Raw genomic sequence first — 25,291 nt, 5'->3', positions numbered from 1 at the left:
CCGTTCCTGACTACATTTTTAGACCCGCAGAAAAAGCATTTTTTTAACCATATCAATAATTATCTTCGCAAAGATAATTAAATCAATGGTTTACACGCAATCCATCACCCCAAATGTCCAACCTGCCAAAACCGCCGTATTCTGCCGGATAGGACAAAAAGAAAAAAAAAAACGCTGGAAATCAAGTGATTTTCAGCGTTTTGCGGTGGAAGTCCGAACTTCCTTGTGATCCGGTTGGGATTCGAACCCAAGACCCACAGCTTAGAAGGCTGTTGCTCTATCCAGCTGAGCTACCGGACCATCCTTTCGGAGTGCAAAGTTAACACTTTATACTGATTGCGGCAATACTTTTACCGGTTTTTAACCGGTAAATCGTCTCACTTGTCATCCAAGCTGCTCAAGGACATGACGTATCTTCTCATAAGTGGTTATGCGGGTGGGCACCAACGGAAGACGCAATTCATTTTCGATAAAGCCCATAGCATGAAGAAGACACTTTACTCCGGCCGGATTGCCGTCAACGAAAAGCAGACTGAACAACTCCGTAAACCGATGGTGTATAGTAAGCGCACGTTCATAGTCACCCTGCAAGGCAAGTCTTACCATACGCGAAAATTCCTTGGGAAAAGCATTGCCTATAACTGATATGACTCCTACCGCGCCAAGTGTGATCAATGGAAACGTTATGCCGTCATCGCCGGAGATGACCATAAAGTCCTCCGACTTGTTTTTGATTATGTCGTCCATCTGCGATATGTTGCCTGACGCTTCTTTGACACCGATTATGTTATCAAATTCACGGGCAAGTCGCAGTGTTGTCTCCGCTGTCATATTGACACCGGTACGACCGGGTACATTATATAATATGACCGGTATAGGCGACGCAGTGGCTATAGCCTTGTAGTGCTGATAGATACCCTCTTGCGACGGCTTGTTGTAGTAAGGCACTACCGACAGCACGGCCTGAAACTGTGACAGGTCTGCCGTCTTCAGCTCTTCGACAAGAGCCATCGTGTTATTGCCGCCGATGCCTATGACAAGCGGTATGCGGCCGGCGACACGTTCCACAATAAACTCTCTTACCTGTTTTTTTTCAGATGAAGATAAAGTGGCTGTCTCGGCTGTAGTTCCGAGCACGACCATATAGTCGACTCCGTTTTTTATCTGATATTCGAGCAAGCGGGCAAGAGCGTCGAAGTCTATCGACTTATCTTGCTTAAAGGGAGTGACAAGCGCCACACCCATGCCTTTTAAATTTATTCGGGCCATAAAATGACGTTAATTGCGATTGCGATGCAAATTTACGAAAAATCATACATCAATCCATAAGGTATTTGCAAAATAATCTAATATGCCGAACTTAAAATAACAACCGCACGTTATAATAATAAACTTAAACTTTACAGATATGAGCGAATTTACCGATATTATTAAGAGCAGCAAACCTACTTTGGTTGATTTCTATGCCACTTGGTGCGGACCGTGTAAAATGATGCACCCCATACTTGAACAGGTAAAAGAAAAGGTGAACGAAAGTGCAACCATAGTAAAAATAGATGTGGATAAGAATCAGGATCTATCGGCTCAATTCCGCGTTCAATCAGTTCCGACCCTGATCATATTCAAGGACGGAGAGGTAAAATGGCGTGCTGCCGGAGTCCATACCGCCGATGACCTTGAGAAGAAATTAAAAGAATTTGCATAACCGATTTTCAAGTCTGCACACCGCCTTATGACGGTATAGGATTTTCATTTGATTCACTTGTTTATACATAAGAAGGGAGCAACAGGTCTGTTGCTCCCTTCTTATGTATATCATATAAGTTACTATCCTATGCAAGGCAGAGCACAAGCACCTGTGCCGCAACCACGCGAAGAAACATAGTCAACGGATATACCGTAGAATACGCTACTGCCGGAGCGTCATTGCCGGTACTGTTGTTGGCATAAGCAAGTGCCGGAGGATCGGTCATGCCGCCGCCAAAAAGACCCATGATCGTAAGAAGATTGATCTTATAAATACCACGGGCTATAATACCGACCACGAGCAGAGGCACTACAGTTATGATAAAGCCCCATATAACCCACCACATACCGGTATAATTGAACACTGTCGACGCAAAGCCGGCACCCGACGCTATACCTACCGATGCAAGGAACAGACATATACCTATCTCCCTCATAAGCAGCGATGCCGACGATGATGTATAAGTGACAAGCTTTATTTTATAACCGAAGCGGCTTATAAGTATAGCCACCACAAGCGGCCCGCCGGCCAGACCCAGCTTCATCGGCACACTGACTCCGGGGAAAGCGATAGGTATGGAACCTACTACAATACCGAGGAATATACCGACAAACAGCGTTATCATATTGGGCTCGTTAAGACGCTTCATCGAGTTTCCAAGCTTTTCGGCAAGACGTTTTATGTCGGCCTCCTGCCCTACTACGGTCATGCGGTCGCCCACCTGCAGACGCAGATTGGGTGAGGCAAGCAGATCAACACCCGCACGATTGACACGCGTGGCGTTTAGATGGTAGCCCATACGCAGGCGCAAAGCCCCTACGGGCACCCCGTTATACTCGCTCTTGGTTATGACTATACGGCGCGATATCACCGGACTCGGAGTGGCTTCCCAGTCCATATCTATTTCAGGACCGATAACGGCCTTGAAGCGCTCCTCATCCTGCGCCGACATGACTATATATAATTTGTCGTTAAGATGGATGACGGTCTGTGAATTGGGAATTATAACATTGCCTTCCTGATCTTTCAGACGCGATATGACAAAGTTGCACGATATTATATCATGAAGTTGTACCAGATTTTTACCCTCGATCAGAGGATTGGTCACTTCAAACGTTACTATATGAGGTTTAAGCTGGCTGTTGTCGTTGTCCTCCTCGACCAGCTTTATCTCCTTGTCCATTTTAACACGGAATATAGCCCTGATAATAAACATCGACAGGATAATACCGATAACGCCCAACGGATAAGCGGCTGCATAGCCCATAGCCATCTCTTCTGACATAGTGTATGCGTCGGGATTGACCTGAAGTATAGCCTGCTGTGCGGCACCGAGGCCCGGAGTATTGGTGACGGCTCCCGACATCACACCCACAAGAGCGGTAATAGACGTGTTTCCGTCAATAAAAAATATGCCGAGCACTATGGCCACATTAAGCATTATGATAAGTACGGCAAGTCCGTTAAGCAACATTCCTCCTTTTTTGAACGAGGAGAAAAATCCGGGACCGACCTGAAGACCGATCGAGAATATAAACAATATAAGGCCGAACTCCCTGATAAAATGAAGCACCTCGGAGTTTACCTTATAGCCGAAATGCCCCATTACGAGACCGACAAACAACACAAAAGTGACACCAAGCGATACGCCGCCAATCTTTAGCTTGCCTAAAAAGACTCCCACCGCAATAACAAACGAATAAAGCACTATAGTGCTTGCAAGCGCTGTATTACCGGGAGACAGGAGCTGCTGAATCCAATCCATATTTACCTCTTTATTTTTTTGATTTGCAAAGTTACGACTTTTTTACGAGACGGCGCAGCAATTTCAACGTATTATTATCGTCACCGTCAACGTAGAGTCCATAACATTACGTACAACACATATCAATATCGTATATGTCCATATTATACTATTAAATGCTCAAAGTCATTATTTCCGGCAGGCAGCACTTCATTGTTTCTTTACGTAATCCGACACGGCAGATAATAAAATAGCCGGTCAGAAGCTTTACCGACAAGATAAGTTTCTGACCGTGACATATTTTCAAATTCAAAACGCTTCTTAGCAGTACCGGCAACTACACATTACCGGTCATCGGCAAGCGCATTATGAATAACTCCTCTTCTATACTTTCACCATTTTACCGGTTCGTTGAGAATGTTGCCGTCAGTTGCGTCTTCGGAGCCGAATGTATTGCCGCGATACTGTACACACAGCATCACAAGGGGTTCTGTACCGTTATTGCGCACACTCCGCAGTCCGTCGGGAGCAACACGTACCACCGAACCTTCTTCTACAGGGAATATATCTCCGTCAACTTGAAATTCTCCTCTGCCGTTGAGAAAAAAATACAACTCTTCATGAATCTTGTGAGTATGTAGAAATCCTGTTTCATGACCCGGGGCAAAAACCTGAAATGAAAACTCTCCGCCTGTCGCTCCTACTGCTTCGCCTCCGAACACCTTGCCGGAAATCCGTATTTCCGGTCCAAGATTGAGAACGTAGTCATTCATGTCGGATAGTTTTCCGAAATTTACGGCACCGAAATTAGCGCCCGTCCCGATTGTTTGAATCTGTTTCATATCATTATGCGTTTTTGTTTATACACTGCAAAATTACAACCTTGTCATCAGCTTGTCAAGAAGTTACACGCGCCTCACATAGTAACCTTTTTATCGGTTTTACTGATTATCAGAAAGAAAAAAAATTAAGTCTCACGCAAAATTTCGGATATACCGCAGAGTTCTTTGTGCCCGCCTCGATATTAACTCGTTTAGTAACCACTTTCCTGAAACTGAATATAACCCCTAATGCGCGCTGATCAGGTCATATTCATTCATTGTCATTCAAGGGATAAAAGATGTATCAGATATTATGACTAACTTTGTAATTAAAAGTAAGCGACCTTACTATGAGAAAAAAAGAAGAGACAGGCTCTATAATCGAAATGTGCCCCGTAAGAAACGTGATTGCCCGTTTCGGAAACAAATGGGCGTTTCTGACCTTGCTTATTATCGGAGAACAAGGAATAGTCCGCTTCAATGAACTCAGCAGACTGATGCCCGATGTATCGTCAAGGGTACTGTCATCTACACTCCGCACCCTTGAAGCCGACGGCCTGATAGACCGCAAGGTATATGCGGAAGTACCACCAAAAGTCGAATACCGGCTTACTGAAATCGGTCAATCGCTTCTTCCGCTGATCCGCCAGTTGACCGAATGGGCGCTCACAAATATGAAACATGTCATGACACACCGTCAGGAATACCGGACTCACAATAACCCGGACAAGAACCGCCGCTAAAGCGGCATATCATTGTGCCGACACTATGTCGAGGATAGCCTCCGGTGTGTTTATTATATGGTCGGCATGGTATGCCTTCAGTTCAGTCATAGGACGGAAACCCCAAGTGACTCCCACCGAGTCGACGCAGGCCCTGCGGGCCGTCTCCATATCCACGCCGGAGTCGCCGACATACAGCACTTCGGCTTTAGGCGTAGGCGACTGCGACAGTATATCAAAAACTATCGACGGATCGGGTTTGACAGGCACTCCCTCTTTCTGTCCCTCGACTGCCACCCACTCTATGGACGGGAAAAAGCGGTCTATAAGCGCCCTTACAGCATCGCGGTACTTGTTGGATGCCACCGCAAGCTTCACACCCATCGCCTGAAGTGTATCGAGCAATTGGGGTATACCCGGATATGGCTTGGTATGATCGGCACAATGCTCGTCGTAATACTCGCGGAAAAAGACACGCAGACGCTCCACCTCCTCATCGGTGTCCATACCTGACGGAAGCGCGCGTTCGAGCAGCTTCTTCACCCCGTTTCCTACCATAGCAGGATAAGCGGCAAGCGGATGAGAGGAGAATCCGGCTTTCTCAAGAGCATGATTTGTTGCGGCTCCGAGGTCATCTATTGTATTGAGCAGTGTACCGTCAAGGTCAAATATTACAAGTCGTTTCATACATACTACTATTTTGATTAAAATGGATAACCTACCGAAAAGTGCAGCGTAGCGTCGCGTCCCCATCGAGGCTTCACAATAGGCCAGCGCTCCTGATTTTCAGCCGGATTATATGCTTTCATACCGAGATCGAGTCTTAGCAGAAAATATGTGAAGTCCAACCTTATGCCGGCTCCGTATGCGGCAGCTATCTGACGATAAAATTTATTGAATTTAAACATTCCGCCCGGCTGGTTTTCATAATTATGAATAGTCCATATATTACCCGCATCGACAAACAAGGCTCCTTCTACTACCCAGAACAGCTTGGCTCTGTACTCAAGACTAAGGTCGAGTCTTATGTCACCGCACTGGTTTATAAAGTCGGTAACCGAATTTTTGGAGTCATAACTGCCCGGGCCGAGCGTTCTGACACCCCACCCTCTTACGCTGTTGGCACCACCGGCATAAAAACGCTTCTCAAAAGGCATCATTGACGAGTTGCCGTAAGGCACTCCCAATCCCAGCCCCACATGAACGGCAAGCGAGTTACGGTAATCAAAGTTGCGGGTATATGAAAAGTCTGCTTCACCCTTGACATACTGTGCGTATTGTATACCGAATATCTTATAGGCTCCGTCATGACGGTTCTGACCTGTAAGTGATGATATGGCATAAAGAAGATTGCCGGCAGTCTCGATATTGGTTCTTATCGTATAGACCGAAGGCTGGAGCACATAACGCTTGGCCGTAGCGGTCGAGACAACCCGCTTGTTGGTAAAATAATAGCCATACCCCATACGCATTATAAAATGATCTTCGTAACTGTAGCGTAGCAGAGGATTGCTCGGCGCTATCTGATTGAGAAAATCAAGCGTGCTTTTAGGCAGATACACATAGTTTACATCAACCATGTCAAAACGATGACGGCGCGTATTGAGCCTGTCGGCCCAGCGGTATTTCCATCCGGCTCCGGCTATGATACGCGTATACTCCGGACGTTCCTGATAGTTGAACGACACACTGAATTCAGTATCGGCCTTGACACGGCGCTTGAAGCCTGATGACAGAAATGGCGCCATGAATCGCGGAAAGGTTATGCCAGCCTCTCCGGAATGCTCCATATAACGATTGTTGATCAATCCGCTGAAATCGCCTGATATACTTTCATAACTCGAGCGGAGCTTGACCGTGAGAAGCTCCGATCCTTTGGCCAGATCGCGATGTTGATAAGTAAGCCCCACTCCAAAGCCGAGATCTCCCTCCAAGTTGGTGCCTTCGAGTTCAACCGACACACCTTGTTTTTTTCCACGGGTCAGCAGCACATAAACATCGAGCCAATCCTTACCTTCAGGACCGTCAGCGCTACGCATGTCGATATTAACATAGCGCAGTATGCCAAGTCGGCCCAGAGCCTCATACGTGCGGTCGACATCAACAGCCCTGTATCGGCGCCCGGGACGCATGTAGCACGCGTCATAAAGCACACCCGGACGCAGATAACGGTCCTTGCCATACAGGACCTCAATATCTTTATAACGGACTGTATCCTGTCCGGCAAAATCATAGGAACCGTAACTGTCTTCCGCGTTATAATCGGTTACAAATATGACATCGCGTATATAATAGACTTTATGCACCCGCAAAGTATCGGCACCGGCCCTGACATGAGGCGGTCGCAGATTCAGCGTAAGATTGACATCGCGCGAGCCGGCCGCTGTATCGGCCGAATACGTTATGTACTCCTTGTTAAACGTATAATATCCGTTATTGCGCAGGAGTTCAGTGATGCGTATGCGCTCTTCATCAAGACGCGTACGGTCAAGCATGTCGCCCGGCTGTACCTGAAGTACCGACGGCGACCGTCGCAAAAGCGAATCTATTGACTTGTCGGGTATGTTGTAATCGAGAGTTAATATTATATGTGGACGTCCGGTAGTTATGTTATATATGACATCCACTTTCTTGCCGTCATGCTTTACTACAGTATCGACGTCAACCCCGACATCCATGTATCCGCGGTTGACAAGAGCCTGACGCAGCTGGAACGCCGACGCATCAGTAAGCTGACGGTCATATATCACCGGAGCCTGACCGAGTTTACGCGTCCACTTGTTGAACCACTTCGTAGAGTCGCTGCCCGACATGTTGTAAGTGGCCAGTTGCAGTTTAAGGAAGCCAAGCACCTTGTGGTTAGGCACTTGGCGAAGGTAGTTTATCAATTCATCCGACCTTATGTCAGGATTGTCGGTTACATTGATTCTTACATCATCGACAAGATAATTTCCGTCAGGTACATGTTTTGTGGAGCTGCATGCCCATGACAATGCGGCCACAATCACGGCGGCAGTCCACCTGATAAGCATATACCTTTCCGACCTCATCGATGTGACAGTTGGTATTACTGCAAAACCACTGCAAGTTAAGCGTTCATTGACCGCAGAAGTTCATCGTTGTCGCGGGTCTTCTCCATCTGGTCACGCATGAACTCCATAGCCTCTATTGATGTACGGTCGCTTAGATAACGGCGCAGTATCCACATACGCTGCAGAGTCTCCGGACGTAACAGCAGATCGTCGCGGCGTGTGCTCGAAGCCACTATGTCTACAGCAGGGAATATACGCTTGTTCGATAGTTTGCGGTCAAGCTGAAGTTCCATATTGCCCGTGCCCTTGAACTCCTCGAAGATAACCTCATCCATCTTGGAGCTGGTCTCGGTAAGAGCTGTGGCTATTATGGTCAGTGAACCGCCGTTTTCTATATTGCGCGCGGCACCGAAGAAGCGTTTGGGCTTCTGAAGGGCATTGGCGTCAACACCTCCCGACAGAATCTTGCCGGATGCAGGCGATACCGTATTGTATGCTCTCGCAAGTCGTGTTATGGAGTCAAGAAGTATGACCACATCATGACCGCACTCTACCATGCGCTTAGCCTTCTCAAGCACGATGCCGGCAATCTTTACATGGCGGTCGGCTGGCTCGTCAAATGTCGACGCTATCACCTCGGCGTTTACACTGCGGCTCATGTCGGTCACCTCCTCGGGACGTTCGTCAATAAGCAGTATTATTATATATGTATCCGGATGATTTTCGGCAATGGCATTGGCGATATCCTTAAGAAGTATAGTCTTACCGGTTTTGGGGGGCGCCACGATAAGACCGCGCTGTCCCTTACCTATCGGTGAAAACATGTCAACGACTCGCGTGGACAGATTGCAGGTACGGCCGCCTGTAAGGTCAAACTTCTCGTCGGGGAACAATGGCGTGAGGTGCTCGAAAGGCACACGGTCGCGGATAAACTCAGGCGAACGTCCGTTGACGAGCTTGACATCGCTTAACGGAAAGTATTTTTCACCCTCTTTCGGCGGACGTATGTAGCCCTCGACCACATCACCGGTCTTAAGGCCGTGGAGTTTTATCTGGGCTTGCGTCACGTACACGTCATCGGGCGATGACAGATAATTATAGTCGCTTGAGCGCAGAAAGCCGTATCCGTCAGGCATCACTTCAAGAACACCCGAAGCCGAAATAAGTCCGTCAAAATTGTATTGAGGCATGGCCGGTTCGGGCTGCGGCTGCTGTACGGCATTATTATTGTTATTGCGGTTGCGCTTGTTTTTCTTGCCCTGTTGTTGGGGAGGCGTCTCCTGCCCCGGTTCTCTTATTATGATAGGAGCTGTAGCCACAACTTTAGCGGACGCGACTGCAGCCTCCTCTTTTTCCCGCTGACTACGCGGCACAAACTTCTTGTCGCTACGGAAAAAAGATCCGAATGTGGCATCTTTGTTACTGCCCGGACGGAAATCGCGACGAGGCTTGTCAACAACTGCTTCCGCAGCGTCCTCCGTCTTAGACTCATCCACCGCAACATCCTGTTTTTCTGCCGTCGGATTTTCGACAGCGGAAGTATCCTCAACTGTCGGCAGCGGCGATATAAGAGTAAGCGCGTCGCGATGGTCATCGTCATCATGAACCGGTTGCGCCAATGCGTTATCAGGTTGCGAAACAACCGTTTCCTCTACTGGCACGGGCAATTCAGCCATATTTTCATTGACCGCAAGTGCGGCTTCCGCTGCTTTTTGTTCTTTTGAAGGGCGTCCGCGCCGGCGTCGCGGTGCTTCCGGCATCTCTGCCGTACTATCTTTTCCCTCGGCCTGTACTTCAGATGTGTCTGTCGCGGCATTTGCTTCCGGCGCAGTTGCTTCGGAGGCAGCCTGCCGTTGTTTCTTTTTCTTAGGCTCTGTCTTTTCCGAAGCCTTATTGTTGTTTTGTTTCGGTTCTTTAGGAACGCGGCGTTTTTTTTCTACTGTAGAAGCGGCGGCAAGATCTATTGCCTGCTGGTCGAGTATCTTATACACCAAGTCTTCTTGCTGCAAAGCGTCGACCTTTTTAATACCCATTGATTCAGCGATGCTTTTGAGTCGTATCTCATCCATCGCATTGAGATCGGCGATATTGTACATTATTAAAAAATTAATTATATCATTTAAGACGTCTACATCCACAGTCGGCTTTATGAAGTGCCGAGGCTCGGACGGAATCCATATATTTTATAAATTGAGGAATGTTGAACGGAAATCCGCTAATGAAAAGTCAAGAAATGACACTGTCGCATAAAATCTCCTGTTCATTGAAACTATCTGCAAAGATATAGCCTTTCTGTGACACAACAAACTAAACTGGCAAAAAGTTTTCGATAAATGATTTTAAATACACTTTTTTCTCAAAAAAGCCATAAATGCATTTTATTTTTGCTAAAAAATCACTAACTTTGCACCGAATAGAGACAATTTGTTGATTTTTGCCTTAGACTGACTGATTATTTTACGCAACATTATTTTCGGACTAAGGAAAAAGGCAACAAAACAATCGGAAAAACGCAGTGAAGCGGACATCCATTGTATCAAAGTGATAAAGAAATATTTTCTTAACACTTTAAATCGCTATAAGACAACTATCTTTAGAATCACAGAATCATGCCTTTTGGCTTTAGTCCGGCTCCTCCTTGTTTGAAAGGAGGAACGGGCATTTTTTTTATGCACCCGCTTTAATGCCACCTGACGCCGGCCGCAAAATCCGCGACCACGCTATATATCGGCATATCAGCCCATAAAGCAGCAAACCGGCCTCTACCCTAAACAGCTTATTATGTTTCATCGAATATTCTCCGTATATTTGCAGCGAATTTAAAACGCAACAGAAGCATTTCATGAGATTACGTTCATTACCTGTACTCTCTTACATAGAGAATATATATAATGATGCCCGAAATACCGAACTGTCATCAGCTTGCCGCCCGATACATAAAAAGAATATACTTTATCTTGCAAAATATATAAACAACTTCGGCGGTATTGAAACCAGAATATTAGCATACGCTGAAGCACTGTCAAAAATCAACTGCAATGTCATTTTCGTGTCAGAACAAAATGACTGCGATACCATAAAGAGCCGCTTCACCTGCCTGCGAATAAACTTTCATGCACGCAACTTCGAAAAAAGCCTTATCAAGATAATCAGGAACTATCATATTGATATTGTGGAGTTCCAGACAAGGAGCCGTCGCTTCATCTATGCACTGGATCTTGATGAGCTCAAGCGACACTGCCGCATAGGATGCTGCATACACGGCGAAATACCGGCAATAGACATAGATACACTCAACAGCATGGATTACCGCATATTCATATCCGATCTTTTATGCTCTATAGATTATGACAAACTGAACGACTATAAGATACTGCCCAACGCCATCCGGTGCACGGGACGGGAATGGGAGTATAACAACCAGACAAAGGCACTGATAATAAGCCGAATAGCAAAAGACAAGTTCAACCAGCTGTGCTCCGCCATAGAATATTGCTTTGAAAGGAAGATACCTTTCACTATTGCCGGGTCAACAAAGTACGACAATACAGCAAAACGGCTTAAAAAGCGTTACGACCTTGGCGACGAAACATTTACCGGAAACGAGATTGACACCATAAGCTACCTGAAAAAACATAAAGAGGATTATCTTTTGGTAGCCGGTGTAGGACAAGTGCTGCTTGAAGCCGGGGCATTAGGATATCCTTGCCTCCTTGTCTCGGATCTCGGACCCGGTTACTCGACATTTCTCACGCGCAAAAACATCAGAGGAAATTTCGGCCGAAATCTGACATTAACATACTTCTCGAAGTCAAAGCAGCACCTGCAGGTTCAGGAATTAGACACATCCGTCATTTCAGACTACGACATATCGCAGGAACTCCGACAAGACTACAACATGGCCGACCGCATACACGAATACATAGCATACATATCCGGAGAATAGCGGTATAACCCTACGCCATCGTAGCGCTGGCAATGCCAATCCGACAGTAGGCACGAGCCGACAACTCACGTCCAAAGCACGATGTTGCCCGGAGCCGAACGCACCACGTCAATCAACCGTTGATTGGATGAGCCGCGGAAACGCAATCCCACGTCACGAAGCGACTCCACATATTCGCCGTCGACAAGCACGTCGATGTACGACAACAGCTCAGAGTATAAAGGATTTACGGCCACCTCCTCATAACTGTAACCGGTATAACACCATATATTGCGCCCGTCAGCTTTAAGCCGCTTGGCAAGCTCTGTCATCGGCCCCGGCTGCATAAGCGGATCGCCACCAGAAAAAGTGACGTCAAAATCATTTTCATCGACGACTGCCACAATATCGTCGATTGACATAGGCATGCCTCCTGCCGGCTCCCACGACTGCGGATTATGGCATCCTTTACAGTGATGGGTACACCCGGCAAAATATATGGATGTGCGGAGCCCCGGTCCGTCGACCGAAGTTCCGCCCACTATATCGAGAACACGCAGTTTCATAAATATTCACTTATGTACTACACGGTCGTTAAGCTCGGCCAGCTTCGCATTATTCCATCGGTCAGTGGTACCGACAAGATAACCTGTTATGCGCTGCAGTTTGTCAATAGCCTTGCTGCCGCACAGCGGACACTCATCAAGATTCTCCTGAGCGTCCTCGTAGCCGCAGCTCATGCAACGGTTGCGGTTGTGATTAACCGATCCGTAACCGATATTGTACTTGTCCATCATGTCCACAATATCGCTTATGGCCTCCGGATTGTGGGTAGCGTCACCGTCAATCTCCACATAAAATATATGGCCTCCACGGGTCAGTTCGTGATAGGGAGCCTCGACCTTGGCCTTATGACGCGGCGAGCACTTATAGTACACAGGCACATGATTGGAGTTGGTGTAATATATCTTGTCGGTAATGCCCGGAAGAACCCCGAATGTCTTGCGGTCAGCCTTTGTAAACTTGCCCGAAAGTCCTTCGGCCGGTGTGGCAAGCACCGAGAAGTTGTGTTCGTATTTTTCGGAATACTCGTTGGCACGGCTACGCATATGCGACACAATTTTCAATCCGAGGGTCTGAGCCTCTTCGTCTTCACCGTGATGCTTGCCGACAAGGGCAACAAGACACTCGGCAAGACCGATAAACCCGATACCGAGAGTGCCCTGATTGATGACACTCTCTATAGTGTCACCGGGCTTGAGCTTGTCGCTACCGTTCCACAGACGCGACATAAGAAGCGGGAACTGCTTGGCAAGCGCGGTCTTCTGAAATTCGTAGCGGTCACAAAGCTGACGAGCGGTTATATCAAGCACTTCGTCAAGTTTGGAGAAGAATCGACGTATGCGTTCCTCCTTGTCAAGGATATTCATACACTCGATGGCTATACGCACTATATTGATGGTCGAGAAACTGAGATTGCCACGCCCGATAGAGGTCTTTTCACCGAAGCGGTTCTCGAAAACACGTGTGCGGCATCCCATAGTGGCCACCTCATATCTGTATCGTTCGGGGTCATTGACATCCCACTTCTCATGATAGTTGAACGTAGCATCGAGATTCACAAAGTTGGGGAAGAAACGACGCGCTGTCACTTTACAGGCCAGTTTATACAGATCGTAATTACGGTCTTCGGGCAAATAGCTTACCCCGCGCTTTTTCTTCCATATCTGTATGGGAAATATGGCAGTAGCTCCGTTGCCCACACCCTCATAAGTGGAATTAAGCAGTTCACGTATTATGCAACGTCCCTCGGCCGAGGTGTCGGTGCCGTAATTTATAGAGCTGAACACCACCTGATTGCCTCCGCGTGAGTGTATGGTATTCATATTATGAATAAACGCCTCCATAGCCTGATGCACCCGCCCCACAGTCTTGTTGACGGCATGTTGCTTCACACGCTCCACTCCGACAAGCCCGTCAAGCGGACGTTTCAGATAATCCTCAACAGGCATGTCATACAGTTCTGAATAGTCATTGCCGTCAAATGCCTCTACCTGCTTCACCTCCTCTATATATGAAGAACGCACAAAAGGAGCAAGATAAAAGTCAAAAGCAGGTATGGCCTGACCGCCGTGCATCTCATTCTGAGCGGTTTCAAGCGATATGCAGCCTATGATACTTGCAGTCTCGATACGTTTGGCCGGACGCGACTCACCATGTCCGGCAGAAAATCCGTAAGTCAATATACGATCCAGCGGATGCTGCACGCACGTAAGACTCTTTGTGGGATAATAATCTTTGTCATGGATATGAAGATATCCGTTGCGCACGGCTTCTCTGGCCTCGTGCGACAGCAGATAATCGTCAACAAACGGCTTGGTGGTCTCGCTCGCAAACTTCATCATCATGCCGGCGGGCGAGTCGGTATTCATATTGGCGTTTTCGCGTGTGATATCGTTGCTCTTGGCCTCAATTATTTCAAGAAACATGTCGCGTGTCTTGGCACGTCGAGCTATATTGCGCTGGTCGCGATAAGCTATATACCGCTTTGCCACCTCCTTACGGGGGCTCTTCATAAGCTCGACTTCCACACGGTCCTGAATCTCTTCAACGGTCATGCGTTCGTTGCCCGACATGCTTATGCGGTCTGTGATTTTATGTATGAGCGACTCATCTTCGCCCATTTCGGTCTGGAGCATGGCTTTTCTTATAGCCGCTTTGATTTTCTCGTCGTTATAGCCCACGACACGCCCGTCGCGCTTAACTACCGTCTGTATCATTTGAAAAAGAATTGAGGATTATTTTATGTATCTGCAAATCTACACATAGTTTACATATTACACAACAAAAATCATCCGCAAGTTATCAACAATTTTATTTTTGGAAAACTTCAAGCCTATATCAAACAACATAATCACAACAATATCAACATATTACACTTTCATTTCGGAAAACTATGCTTATCAACATAATTTCTACAGTTTTTCATTACGGCAAACACAGAAGGCAACATTAATATAAAAATACCGTATCTGATTTAACATTCACAGACTTTGCAAATTAATACAAATATAATTAATTTTGTAAAGAATTCAACCATAACACCCCAATGGAAAATATATTATATCTAATAATCGGACTAACAATCGGTGCAATGGCAGGTTGGCTGATAGCAAGAGCCAAATCGGTCAAAACCATATCGTCGCTTGAATCGGACAAAAAGATGCTGCAGCGCGAAATCCAACTCATCCAAGAGCAGCAAGCAAAAGATGACGCAGCCCGCGACCGCCACTACCAAGAGCAGTTGCGTATGGCACAGGAACAGCTCAAAAACGCAACGGCCGAATTGCTTACAGCCCGAACGCAAGAACTGAACCGAAATAACGCCTCGCAGATGAACTCCATCATAGACCCTCTTAAAGAGAAGATAAAGGAAATGCAGGCCGCCATGGACTCCTCGCGTGAGCAGAGCACGCGCAATTCCGCCACACTGCATCAGGCCATAGAGGAGATCATGAAGCGCACGGCATCAATAGGCGACGAGGCAGGACGCCTCGCCAAAGCTCTGCGGCATGAAAACAAAATACAGGGCAACTGGGGCGAAGCCATATTGAGCGAGCTCCTCGAAAGTCAAGGACTGCACGAAGGAGTGCACTATGACGTTCAGGCCACGATAAAGGACAAAGCCGGACGTCCGGTGCTCAACGAGCATACCGACAAACGCATGATACCCGATGTGATACTGAAATACAGCAATGACAAAGCACTCATAATCGACGCCAAAGTGTCGCTGTCGGCATTTCTCGACTATACCGGAGCCGAGACCGAAGAGGAACGTGGCGCCGCACTCGACCGACACCTGAAGAGTCTGCGCAGTCATGTCAAAGAACTCGCCGCCAAGAACTACAAGCGCTACATACTGCCGCCACGAGAATCGCTTGACTATGTTATAATGTTTGTACCAAACGAATCGGCACTGCAACTCGCTCTTATTAACGACCCGTCGCTGTGGCGCGAGGCGCTTGGACTCGGTGTTTTTATAGCAGGCGAATACAATCTCGTGGCTGCGTTGCGTATAATCAGACTTGCATGGATTCAAGAAGTACAGGCCGAGCAGCAACGCAAGGTATTTGAAGAAGCGACGTCTCTGATAGAACGCGTAGGTGAATTCTACAAGCGCTTCACCTCGATTAAAAAAGCGATTGACGATGCCGCAGGCGCTTATGAAGAAGCAGAAAAGAAACTCGTGACCGGACGCCAAAGCATGCTCGTGCCTGCTCGTCGTCTTAAAGAGATGGGATACAAGGAAAAAGCCAACAGTCCCCTGCCCGACCTTCCGGATTTCACTCTACCCGAAGCATAATTTCACGACAGTCTATAATCATCAGTACTCCATGCGCTGGAAGCGTCGGCTCCTGCGCCCCATCATGAGCATCGACGACATCATGTAGCGCTCAAACTCGAGACGGTAGTCTTCGAGGCAGTCGACGGCAACGCGCCTGTTGTTGAGCAGGTACGTGTCGTAAGTGGGGATGTGGCCGGTGATGAAGTCGACACCCACATGGTGGTAGTCGGCCAGACCCTGAAGGAAAGAGGTGTCGCGGAGCATGAGCGGACGCCAAGCCTCGATCATGTCCCAGTCGTTGCACACCTCCTGCCCCGGATAGCTGAGCGAGTGGCTGCGGCGGTAACCCGGCAAGGCCTTGTAGTAGTCGGCGGTGACGGGGGACGAGGGTGCAGGAGCAGCGGGGGCGGTGGATTCAGTAGGGCCAATTGGACTAATTGGTCTAATTGGTCCTATAGGGCTAATTGAGGTCGAGAGGGCTTTCTGACGGCGGCGTTCGCGGGCCCGGGCGTTAACCCGCTTGCGGCGGTCGATGACGGACTTGGCGAAGAGAAAGCCCATCATGGAGGCGGGGTCGAGGCCGACGGGCATGGTGTCGGTATTCTGATAGTGGCGGATGGCCTCGGTGAGAAGGGCCTGACTGCGGGCGTCGAGGTGTGAGATGGCCTCGCTCCATTCTTGGTCAAATTTCATAGCACGGCTGGGTTTATGGGTGTGTTTTCAACCACAAAGATAATACACGCGAGGACCCGATTTATGCACAATCGGGCGTAAAGGGCAGTTTTAACACTTACAGGGGGGCAATTAGGCTAATTGGTCTAATTAGGCCAATTGGCATCGTCACAGTCAGGCCGAGCAACGAGTAGCTTTTCGTAGGCGAGGCGAGGGCCCCACGGAAAGGTGTGCAGGCCGTGAGAGCAGTAATGTCGTCGCGACAGTATGTGTTGCATGACCATGTTTTCTCTACCGGTATCGACACGTATGGCTTTGATGCCTTTATCGGCGGCATCAGCTTCGAGAAAATCAAAAAATATACCTGATACGCCTTTACCTCGATAGGCATCGGAAACCGCCATACGGTGTATGACTCCATAAGGGCCGCTGTAACGCCATATATCGCCCAAAGCCTCGTAACCGGGATCGGAGACAATCAGCGACGCATAGGCCACAGGGGTATCACCATCAAGCAACAGCCGTCCGGCACCAAGAAGAATGTCACTCTCAACAATAGCTTTGTCAGGGTAACCATCCTGCCACTGCAAAAAGCCTTGCTCGCGTTGAGCCCGACGTCCGGCATCGGTAATCCGCAATATGACGGGGATATCGGATAAGTCAGCCAATTTCGGTGTCATTCAGTAACAGGAATAGCGGTGGTCAACTCATCAAGCAGCCCGGCAATATCGGCACATCGGCGGCCATTTACAAGGTAGCTGTCGGGAAGAATCTCCACGACAATATCGCATATAACATCGGAAGAACACCGATAACCGTTACGTAACAGGGCTTTACGAACCATGGTGTAACGCGGTCCGGCACCGACAAGACGTACACAAGAATCAGGATGCCAGTCAATGGCAAACGAACCTTTATCGACGTCAAACACAACACCCGATCTATCAAAATAACGAGCAACGCTGCCATCGAGCGATAGGTCCTCAGGAGTACCGGTAACCACTCCGTGTGTCTTGTCAATCAGCCATAATCTGTCGGCCATCTGCAAGGCAAGTTCAAGATCATGCGTGGAAAGGAATATGGTAATATCCCGCCGGCGGGCAACACGATGAAGCAGCCTCATTATATCCACCTTGCTGGGATAATCGAGAAATGCCGTAGGCTCATCAAGAAATATGACGGGAGTCTCCTGTGCCAGCGCTTTGGCAATCATGACCTTCTGCCGTTCACCGTCGCTGAGAGTACTGACCATGCGGTCGCAAAGGGCATCGATGCGCACTGTGGCCATGGCCTCAGCCACGACCGCATCATCATCATGCGACAAAGCGCCCCAAAAGCCGGTATAAGGACTACGGCCGAGAGCGACCAACTGCCGGACCGTCATGCTGCTTACGTTAACTTTCTCGGTAAGCACAACACCGATGGTCCGTGCAAGTTCCGCGTCATCATAAGCAGACAAAATCCTGCCATTGATATAAATATCGCCCGATACAGGCGGCTGAAAGGCCGACAATGTCTTCAACAGTGTCGACTTACCGGCACCGTTGGGTCCGAGAAGGCATGTCAGTTCGCCACTGTACAGCGCCGCATCAAAAGGTTGCGTCACAACAATGTCGCCTTTTCGTCCATGATAGCCGGTAGCAAGCCGAGATACTTTTACCGTATCAGTTCTCTCCATTGCCATATGAGAATATAATAATCGTTATTAAGAGGCAGTGTATCCGGATCAATTAAAAACATGTCGTCAGATGAATCGGCACAGTATGCAGACACACCGGCGCCACGGCATCAGGCCACGACCGACATGACAGCATCCGGATATACAGCCAATCAGCGCTTGAAGAAACGATATATCTTGCGGAACTGCTTACCGGCCTGAAAAGCGAGCAAAGCGTAATCCAATATAGAAAAGCCAGTAAAAACCTTGCGGAACAACCCTGAAGAGGACTCTTCCGACGAAGGTTTGCCGTTCATGATGCGGTTGGCCGACAGCATCACACGCTCCTTCTCCATCTCCATCTTCACATGGTTGATAGCGCGCCGGTAACGCAACTCGTCAAGCGTATACCCCGACCATTTTTTCATTCCGGGAGCGTCTTTGGCAGGTAATAATTTTTGCGTACTCATAATTAATTATCATCATTAGAAGATTGAGACGGCCCTTCCAGATTGTCCAGAAACAACCGGGACAGAAAACGCGCTATAGGATCGGTAAGAAGCGGCTGACGGAATATATAAACCGCCAATCCCAACAACAGATACACTCCTCCCATAATAAGGAAACACCACATCACCGGAAGCACCTGTGCAAGAATGAGCACCAATGCTATCGAGATAAAGAAAAACGCGCATGCGCACAAGATGACGAGCAGCACCCCCATTATGCCTTGAGAAAAGAGCACCGTAGCCTTTTCAATAGACAACAGCTTCAGATTCTCAAAATACAGTTTACCCCACTCCCTCATATTGGCCCATGACGCCTTCATATCTTCATTTCTTTCACTCATAAGACAAACAGTTATAGCACGTTGAACAATTTACGCCAACCGGCACGGAAGATACCGGACCGATTGACGCAGTTGTCATATAATCCTGAAAAAACAATCAGCCGTCGGCGGTCTTAATCCTCCAGATCCTGAGTCAATCGCTCAACCAAGGCATCGACATCGGTTTCCGAGCATATGATGCCTTTCTTACGGAGTATGTCACAGATGCGTTCACGCAAATCGGCCCCTTTCTCGGGAGCAAACAGCAATGCGGCACCGGCGCCCACAAGCGCGCCGCCTACAAATGCCGATATAAGTCCAAGACTATTATTCATAATCAAATCGTTTTTTTGGGTTATTACGGTTTTATTACTTGCCGAGTTCGTTGGCTATCTCGTCAACGAGCTTCTCCATCTTGTCTTTTTTCAGATGTATGCCTTTGTCCTTGAGAAAATCCATGATGCGGTCGCGAGTATCCTCACCCTTCTCGGGAGCTAACAGCAACCCCACGGCAGCACCTGCAACAGCACCGCCCAAAACGGCTAAAATAATGTGTAAAGGTTTCATTCTTTGTTTAGTTTAACGGTTAATATTAATCAAACGATGTAAATATAACACTTTAGCGAGCAAAAAGTAGGATAGCATCCTAACTTTTTTCTTATTTACATGGCAAACGCATTGAAACCACCGTCAACCACAGCAACAGTGCCGGTGACAAACGAAGCAGCGTCGCTGATCAGATACTGGATAGTGCCGCACAACTCTTCGGGGCGGCCGAACCGCTTGAAGGGAGTCTGTCTGATAACATCGGCACCGCGTTCTGTCAACGAACCGTCGGGATTGGTAAGCAGAGCACGATTCTGATTCGTAAGGAAAAAGCCGGGCGCTATGGCATTGACACGTATATCAGGCGTAAACTTTGTAGCGACCTCATTGGCAAGGAATTGAGTAAAATTGCTTATGCCGGCCTTAGCCGCCGCATATCCGAGCACCCTTGTCATGGGGCGGAAAGCCGCCATGGATGAGAAATTGACTATAGAGCCTTTGCCTGCCTCAACCATAGGCTTCAGGAACACCTGACTCGGAACCACTGTACCTGTAAGGTTAACATTGAGCACACGCTCAAATTCGGCAATACTGATGTCGAAGAATGTACCTTCGGGTTTTATCGTGGCTCCCGGCATGTTGCCTCCGGCGGCATTGAGCAGCGCGTCAACCTTACCGTAGCGCGCCAGTATCTCGCGGCAATTATCCTCAACCACAGCCTCGTCGAGCACGTCGGTAACGAGAAACAGCGCCTCGCCACCCTCGGCCTTAATATCGGCAACTATTTTGTCGCCCTCTTCCCTGCGACGGCCCATAAGCACTACTTTAGCTCCCTGCGAGGCAAGATACCTGCCTATACATGCACCCAGCACGCCTGTGCCGCCCGTTATAACGACCACATGGTCTTTTACTGAAAAAAGTTCGTTCATCATTATATCATATTAATTTTCAAATAACACCGTCAGCTATATCGCGGTCAACCGTAGCCATGACTCCCTCCACCTGACCGAGAGCGAGCATGCGTCCGTGGAACGAGTATCCGGCGTTGTATCCCATTTTTTCGTCGCCAAGCATGAGTGGCGCATGGTCAACACGCATGGGCAGACCGGGGTTGGTCTTCTCGAATATTCTCACAAGCTCCACGATATCGGCACGGCCGCCAAGGTGCGAGGCCTCGCGGAAGTCGCCGTTGGGCAACACCGAAGTACTGCGCAGATGAACAAACCAAGTACGTCCGGCATATTTACGCGCCAGCGCAGGCACATCGTTGTGTGCACCGGCGCTCAAGGAGCCGGCACAGAAAGTCAAGCCGTTATGAGGATCGGGCACGGCATCGAGAAACCACTTTATATCCTCATCACATGTAACGATACGTGGCAGTCCGAGAATCTGCAAAGGAGGATCGTCGGGGTGCACGCACATGTTGACGTCGTACTCACGACACACCGGCATGACAGCCTCAAGGAAATACTTCATATTTTCACGCAGCCGGTCGCGGTCTATGCCGTCGTAGAGTCCAAGCAACTTTCGGAAAGTCTCCACGGGAGCAGTATCGTCCTCTGTTATATTTCCATTGACAAACCCCTGCGTCTTCACTATGATATTCTCTACAAGACGGCGTTCACCCTCCGGAGTCATGCATCCGCGCAGTTCGTCAAGACGCGCCAAAGTCTCTTCGTCATAATCTTTTTCGGCACCCTCACGACGCAGTATGTCGCAGTCGAAGTAAGCAAACTCGGCCTTGTTAAAGTAGAGGTTGGAGGTGCCGTCGCCGTTGGGGTATTCAAGGTCGGTACGCGCCCAGTCGAGCACAGGCATGAAGTTGTAGCACACAGTCTTCACCCCGGCCTTACCGAGATTGGCAAGACTCTCCTTATAGTTCTCAATAAGACGGTCGCGGTCTTCACCGCCATATTTGATAGCCTCACTCACCGGAAGGCTCTCGACGACAGACCAGCGCAGTCCGTGCTCCTCGATGAAACTCTTCATCTTCATCACCTCATCATAGCTCCACACCTCGCCGTTGGGTATATGATGCAGCGAAGTCACTATGCCCTCGACACCTATCTGGCGAAGCATGTCGAGAGTTATCTTGTCATTCGGTCCAAACCATCTCCAAGTTTTTTCCATATCAATGTATTTTACAAGTCAAAATAATTTTTAGCGTTATTATAACATATGTCCTCCACCATGGCAGCGACACGGGGCATCTCGGAAGCCGGGATAAGACCGCGGTCGACATCATCGCCTACAAGACCGCACAGCACGCGCCTGAAATACTCATGACGCGGATAGGACAGGAATGAACGTGAGTCGGTGAGCATGCCCACGAATCGGCTCATAAGCCCCTGCATGGACAGAGCGTTCATCTGATTGCGCATGCCGTCGAGCTGATCATTGAACCACCATCCGGAACCCATCTGAATCTTTCCGGGCACGGTGCCGTCCTGAAAATTGGCAATCATGGCGGCTATCATTGTATTGTCGGCCGGATTAAGATTATATAGAATGGTCTTGGCGAGACGGTCCTCGACATCGAGTTCATTTAGAAAACCGGCCAAAGCCTCGGCCGAACGCCAGTCACCGATCGTGTCGAAGCCCGTATCGGGTCCGAGTGCGCGGAACATGCGTGAATTGACATTGCGCAACGCTCCGAAATGAAACTGCTGCACCCATCCTTTGGCATGATTCATACGTGCAAGTTCAAGCAATATGGCGGTCTGAAGTTTCAATACCTCGCCGTCGGCAAGCCGCTCTCCGGCAATAACCCGCGCATACAAAGCGGCTGCTTCGTCGCGACTGCACGGAGCCCACGGCATAGTACTCACGCCATGATCGGCGACCGTGCATCCGCATGAAGCGAAATAATCATGACGCAAGGCAAGGGCATTCAACAGGCCGTCATAATCAGCCACCGACACTCCGGCAACCTCGCCGAGGCGCTCCACATAACCACGATAGGTCACGGGGTCGGCAACCGCCATGGCCTTGTCGGGACGCCACGCCGGCTTTACCTTTACGGTAAAACCGCTATCAGCAATGGCTTTATGCCAGCAAAGGTCATCGACGGGATCATCGGTCGTGCACACCACCTCCACATTGTAATGCCGCATGAGGCCGCGAGCGCTCATAGCAGGATCGGCAAGCCGTTCATTGCAGGCGTCGTAAATACGCCGGGCCGACGAAGGATTGAGAGTATCGGTAATGCCAAACGCCGACTTCAGCTCCATGTGCGTCCAGTGATAAAGCGGGTTGCGCAAGGTATAAGGCACCGTCTCGGCCCATTTAAGGAATTTCGCCCAGTCATCGGCGTCGCCGGTTATATAATGCTCGGGAACACCGTTGGCACGCATGGCACGCCACTTATAGTGGTCGCCACCGAGCCACAACTCTGTTATGGACGAAAACCGATAGTCTTCGGCTATCATCTGAGGTGACAGATGGCAATGATAATCAATTATCGGCATTTTGGCGGCATGCTCATGATAAAGACTGCACGCCACAGGTGAATCCAAAAGGAAATCCTCATTCAAAAACGGTTTCATAATAAGAGGTGTTCTATTTGTTTTTCAGTTCGACAAGTTTATACTTCGGCACAAGCAGTTTCATGACGGTCCAGCTAAGAAGATAAGCCACCGATGCTATAAGGAAGACAATCATGTAACCGGCATTTTCGCCCTCGAAGCCGAGGAACCGCAATCCGGTATCGGAAGCATATCTGAACAGCTGTCCCGCACCATAATTTGACGTAAAGCTGCCGAGGCCGCTTGCAAGACCGGCAGCACCGGTAACAGTGGCCACAACCGACTTCGGAAACATGTCGCTCACGACATTATACACATTGGCGCTCCAACTTTGATGAGCAGCCGCCATGATACCGATTATGACCACCGGGAACCACATCGACACCTGCCCCAGAGGCATGACAAACATGCCAAGTAGCGGAAATACGGCAAAGATACCCATAGCTCTCATGCGCCCTTTATAAGGATTCACGCGCGTGCGATTAATAAAATAGGTAGGCAGATAACTGCCCCACAGCGAAAGCATGGATATGAGATAAATAACGAATATAGCCAACATGCCTTGGGTGGAGTCGGTAGAATAACCGTAGACATTGCTTATGAAGGCCGGTGCCCAGAAAAGCAGGAACCACCACACCGAGTCGGGCAAAAAACGGCCGAAAATCACGGCCCATGTCTGCCTGAAACCGAAAGCCTGAAGCACACCCACCTTGGACTTCGGTTCTTCGGCAACAGATACGGCAGGCTTACCGCATTCAGGATCGGCCTTGTCCTGCTCTATGTAAGCAAGTTCGGCTGCGTTTACACGAGAGTTCTCACGCGGGTCCTTGTAAACAAACACCCATACCCCCATCCACAAAAAGCCAAGGCCGCCTATAAGCAGAAAGGCCATCTCCCATCCGTAGTAATGAGCAATGACAGGTATGGTAAAGGGAGCAATCAAAGCACCGATCTGCGCTCCGGCGTTGAAAATACCGGTAGCAAAACCACGGTCTTTCTTGGGAAAATACTCGGCCACCGCTTTAATAGAGCAAGGGAAATTGCCGCTCTCACCTACTGACAGGATACAGCGGGCGGCAATGAACAGCCACACACTCACGGTGGTTATAGCCATCGACACATCGGCAACAGACTGCAATTGCATAAGATGCTCGCGGGCTCCGTTGAACGACCACACCCACTGTCCGGATACAATGCCGTTAGTAAGGATGCCGCAAAAGGCATGCATGCAGGCGCCGAACGACCACACTCCTATAGCCCAGAGGTAGCCTTTACGTGTACCGATATAATCGACGAATTTGCCGGCGAAGAGCATTCCCACCGCATAAACCAGCGAGAAGCAACCGGTAATAAGACCGTAGTCATCAGGACCCCAGTTAAATTCCGGAGCGATAAAGTTGACCCACGTCAATGAAAGCACTTGACGATCAAGATAGTTTATGACCAGCGCGACAAACAACATCATACATATCACCCATCGGTAGCCGGTCATTTTTTCTGCCTTACTCATGATATCAGGTATCTAAAATTAATATTATTAATATGATTGATTTATCTTTCAAATTTAACGGTTTTTTCATCGTCAGACAAGTTTTGCCCCCGTTTTTTGCATGCACCAGAGGCAAATACTTAAGGATGTTGTAACCCACACAGTAACAGTTATTGTAAACCCTTATACAAATATACGGCACGCACACGTGTGATTAACAACACTTTTCACCCATATA

General features: G+C 48.6%; 23 protein-coding genes and 1 tRNA gene. 4 read left to right on the top strand and 20 right to left on the bottom strand.

Annotation, left to right across the window (positions count from 1 at the left end):
* Positions 1 to 226 precede the first annotated feature (226 nt).
* Positions 227 to 300: transfer RNA gene (locus FW767_RS06920), tRNA-Arg, on the bottom strand.
* 84 nt (positions 301 to 384) lie between these two features.
* On the bottom strand, positions 385 to 1,269 hold the full coding sequence (gene dapA / locus FW767_RS06915; RefSeq protein ID WP_121700305.1) for a 4-hydroxy-tetrahydrodipicolinate synthase: 885 nt from the start codon (positions 1,267 to 1,269) through the stop codon (positions 385 to 387).
* Positions 1,270 to 1,408: 139 nt separating this feature from the next.
* Between dapA and trxA the strand changes: the two genes are divergently transcribed.
* Positions 1,409 to 1,705 carry a thioredoxin gene (gene trxA, locus FW767_RS06910; RefSeq protein ID WP_121700304.1) on the top strand — a complete coding sequence of 99 codons (297 nt, stop codon included), beginning with the start codon at positions 1,409 to 1,411 and terminating at the stop codon, positions 1,703 to 1,705.
* A gap of 127 nt (positions 1,706 to 1,832) precedes the next feature.
* On the opposite strand, the gene FW767_RS06905 is transcribed toward trxA, so the two are convergent.
* Entirely contained in the window at positions 1,833 to 3,512 is a 1,680-nt protein-coding gene (locus FW767_RS06905; protein WP_121700303.1) for a putative transporter, read from the bottom strand.
* A 371-nt stretch (positions 3,513 to 3,883) separates the two neighbouring features.
* Positions 3,884 to 4,333 (bottom strand): cupin domain-containing protein, encoded by a 450-nt coding sequence (locus FW767_RS06900; protein WP_121700302.1) that lies wholly within the window; start codon positions 4,331 to 4,333, stop codon positions 3,884 to 3,886.
* A gap of 329 nt (positions 4,334 to 4,662) precedes the next feature.
* Between FW767_RS06900 and FW767_RS06895 the strand changes: the two genes are divergently transcribed.
* On the top strand, positions 4,663 to 5,055 hold the full coding sequence (locus FW767_RS06895; protein ID WP_121700301.1) for a winged helix-turn-helix transcriptional regulator: 393 nt from the start codon (positions 4,663 to 4,665) through the stop codon (positions 5,053 to 5,055).
* 9 nt (positions 5,056 to 5,064) lie between these two features.
* Here FW767_RS06895 and FW767_RS06890 read toward each other — a convergent pair whose 3' ends face one another.
* Genes FW767_RS06890 through rho form a run of 3 tightly spaced genes read right to left on the bottom strand, consistent with a single transcriptional unit; the run spans position 5,065 to position 10,162 of the window.
* Positions 5,065 to 5,721 (bottom strand): HAD family hydrolase, encoded by a 657-nt coding sequence (locus tag FW767_RS06890; protein WP_121700300.1) that lies wholly within the window; start codon positions 5,719 to 5,721, stop codon positions 5,065 to 5,067.
* Between the two features lie 17 nt (positions 5,722 to 5,738).
* Positions 5,739 to 8,084 (bottom strand): translocation and assembly module lipoprotein TamL, encoded by a 2,346-nt coding sequence (tamL, locus tag FW767_RS06885; protein WP_121700299.1) that lies wholly within the window; start codon positions 8,082 to 8,084, stop codon positions 5,739 to 5,741.
* Positions 8,085 to 8,122: 38 nt separating this feature from the next.
* Entirely contained in the window at positions 8,123 to 10,162 is a 2,040-nt protein-coding gene (rho, locus tag FW767_RS06880; protein ID WP_121700298.1) for a transcription termination factor Rho, read from the bottom strand.
* A 746-nt stretch (positions 10,163 to 10,908) separates the two neighbouring features.
* On the opposite strand from rho, the gene FW767_RS06875 reads away from it, so the two are divergent.
* Positions 10,909 to 12,012, top strand: a complete 1,104-nt coding sequence (locus FW767_RS06875) for a glycosyltransferase family protein (RefSeq protein WP_121700297.1) — start codon at positions 10,909 to 10,911, stop codon at positions 12,010 to 12,012.
* Between the two features lie 65 nt (positions 12,013 to 12,077).
* Here the strand turns inward: FW767_RS06875 and nrdG are convergent, their stop codons facing one another.
* Together nrdG and FW767_RS06865 are read right to left on the bottom strand one after the other, a co-directional pair.
* Positions 12,078 to 12,557 (bottom strand): anaerobic ribonucleoside-triphosphate reductase activating protein, encoded by a 480-nt coding sequence (nrdG, locus tag FW767_RS06870; RefSeq protein ID WP_121700296.1) that lies wholly within the window; start codon positions 12,555 to 12,557, stop codon positions 12,078 to 12,080.
* Between the two features lie 6 nt (positions 12,558 to 12,563).
* Positions 12,564 to 14,771 (bottom strand): anaerobic ribonucleoside triphosphate reductase, encoded by a 2,208-nt coding sequence (locus tag FW767_RS06865; RefSeq protein WP_121700295.1) that lies wholly within the window; start codon positions 14,769 to 14,771, stop codon positions 12,564 to 12,566.
* 329 nt (positions 14,772 to 15,100) lie between these two features.
* Here FW767_RS06865 and rmuC point away from each other — a divergent pair, with 329 nt between their 5' ends.
* Positions 15,101 to 16,354, top strand: a complete 1,254-nt coding sequence (rmuC, locus tag FW767_RS06860; RefSeq protein ID WP_121700294.1) for a DNA recombination protein RmuC — start codon at positions 15,101 to 15,103, stop codon at positions 16,352 to 16,354.
* 21 nt (positions 16,355 to 16,375) lie between these two features.
* On the opposite strand, the gene FW767_RS06855 is transcribed toward rmuC, so the two are convergent.
* From FW767_RS06855 to FW767_RS06805, 11 genes are all read right to left on the bottom strand, one after another.
* Positions 16,376 to 17,029 (bottom strand): DUF6291 domain-containing protein, encoded by a 654-nt coding sequence (locus tag FW767_RS06855; RefSeq protein ID WP_150980419.1) that lies wholly within the window; start codon positions 17,027 to 17,029, stop codon positions 16,376 to 16,378.
* A gap of 125 nt (positions 17,030 to 17,154) precedes the next feature.
* Positions 17,155 to 17,688, bottom strand: a complete 534-nt coding sequence (locus FW767_RS06850) for a GNAT family N-acetyltransferase (RefSeq protein ID WP_121699511.1) — start codon at positions 17,686 to 17,688, stop codon at positions 17,155 to 17,157.
* Positions 17,685 to 18,686: an ABC transporter ATP-binding protein gene (locus tag FW767_RS06845; protein WP_121699510.1), complete on the bottom strand. Its 1,002-nt coding sequence runs from the start codon at positions 18,684 to 18,686 to the stop codon at positions 17,685 to 17,687. Before FW767_RS06845 ends, FW767_RS06850 begins: the two co-directional genes overlap by 4 nt.
* A 152-nt stretch (positions 18,687 to 18,838) precedes the next feature.
* Positions 18,839 to 19,135, bottom strand: coding sequence for a hypothetical protein (locus tag FW767_RS06840; RefSeq protein ID WP_147438776.1), 297 nt, complete (start codon positions 19,133 to 19,135; stop codon positions 18,839 to 18,841).
* Positions 19,136 to 19,137: 2 nt separating this feature from the next.
* Positions 19,138 to 19,515 carry a phage holin family protein gene (locus tag FW767_RS06835; RefSeq protein WP_121699508.1) on the bottom strand — a complete coding sequence of 126 codons (378 nt, stop codon included), beginning with the start codon at positions 19,513 to 19,515 and terminating at the stop codon, positions 19,138 to 19,140.
* A 113-nt stretch (positions 19,516 to 19,628) separates the two neighbouring features.
* On the bottom strand, positions 19,629 to 19,829 hold the full coding sequence (locus FW767_RS06830) for a YtxH domain-containing protein (protein WP_121699507.1): 201 nt from the start codon (positions 19,827 to 19,829) through the stop codon (positions 19,629 to 19,631).
* 34 nt (positions 19,830 to 19,863) lie between these two features.
* Positions 19,864 to 20,061 (bottom strand): YtxH domain-containing protein, encoded by a 198-nt coding sequence (locus FW767_RS06825; RefSeq protein WP_121699506.1) that lies wholly within the window; start codon positions 20,059 to 20,061, stop codon positions 19,864 to 19,866.
* A 95-nt stretch (positions 20,062 to 20,156) separates the two neighbouring features.
* Positions 20,157 to 20,969 carry an SDR family oxidoreductase gene (locus tag FW767_RS06820; protein WP_121699521.1) on the bottom strand — a complete coding sequence of 271 codons (813 nt, stop codon included), beginning with the start codon at positions 20,967 to 20,969 and terminating at the stop codon, positions 20,157 to 20,159.
* 19 nt (positions 20,970 to 20,988) lie between these two features.
* Positions 20,989 to 22,170 (bottom strand): mannonate dehydratase, encoded by a 1,182-nt coding sequence (uxuA, locus tag FW767_RS06815; RefSeq protein WP_121699505.1) that lies wholly within the window; start codon positions 22,168 to 22,170, stop codon positions 20,989 to 20,991.
* Positions 22,171 to 22,181: 11 nt separating this feature from the next.
* Positions 22,182 to 23,585: a glucuronate isomerase gene (gene uxaC / locus FW767_RS06810; RefSeq protein ID WP_121699504.1), complete on the bottom strand. Its 1,404-nt coding sequence runs from the start codon at positions 23,583 to 23,585 to the stop codon at positions 22,182 to 22,184.
* 13 nt (positions 23,586 to 23,598) lie between these two features.
* Positions 23,599 to 25,074 carry an MFS transporter gene (locus tag FW767_RS06805; RefSeq protein WP_235898080.1) on the bottom strand — a complete coding sequence of 492 codons (1,476 nt, stop codon included), beginning with the start codon at positions 25,072 to 25,074 and terminating at the stop codon, positions 23,599 to 23,601.
* Between the last annotated feature and the right edge of the window lie 217 nt (positions 25,075 to 25,291).

It is taken from the genome of Heminiphilus faecis, from assembly GCF_008728965.1.
In the GTDB taxonomy this organism is placed as follows: Bacteria; Bacteroidota; Bacteroidia; order Bacteroidales; family Muribaculaceae; genus Muribaculum; species Muribaculum faecis.
Note: the sequence above shows the minus strand (reverse complement) of the source record. Positions and strands in the feature narration are given on the sequence as shown.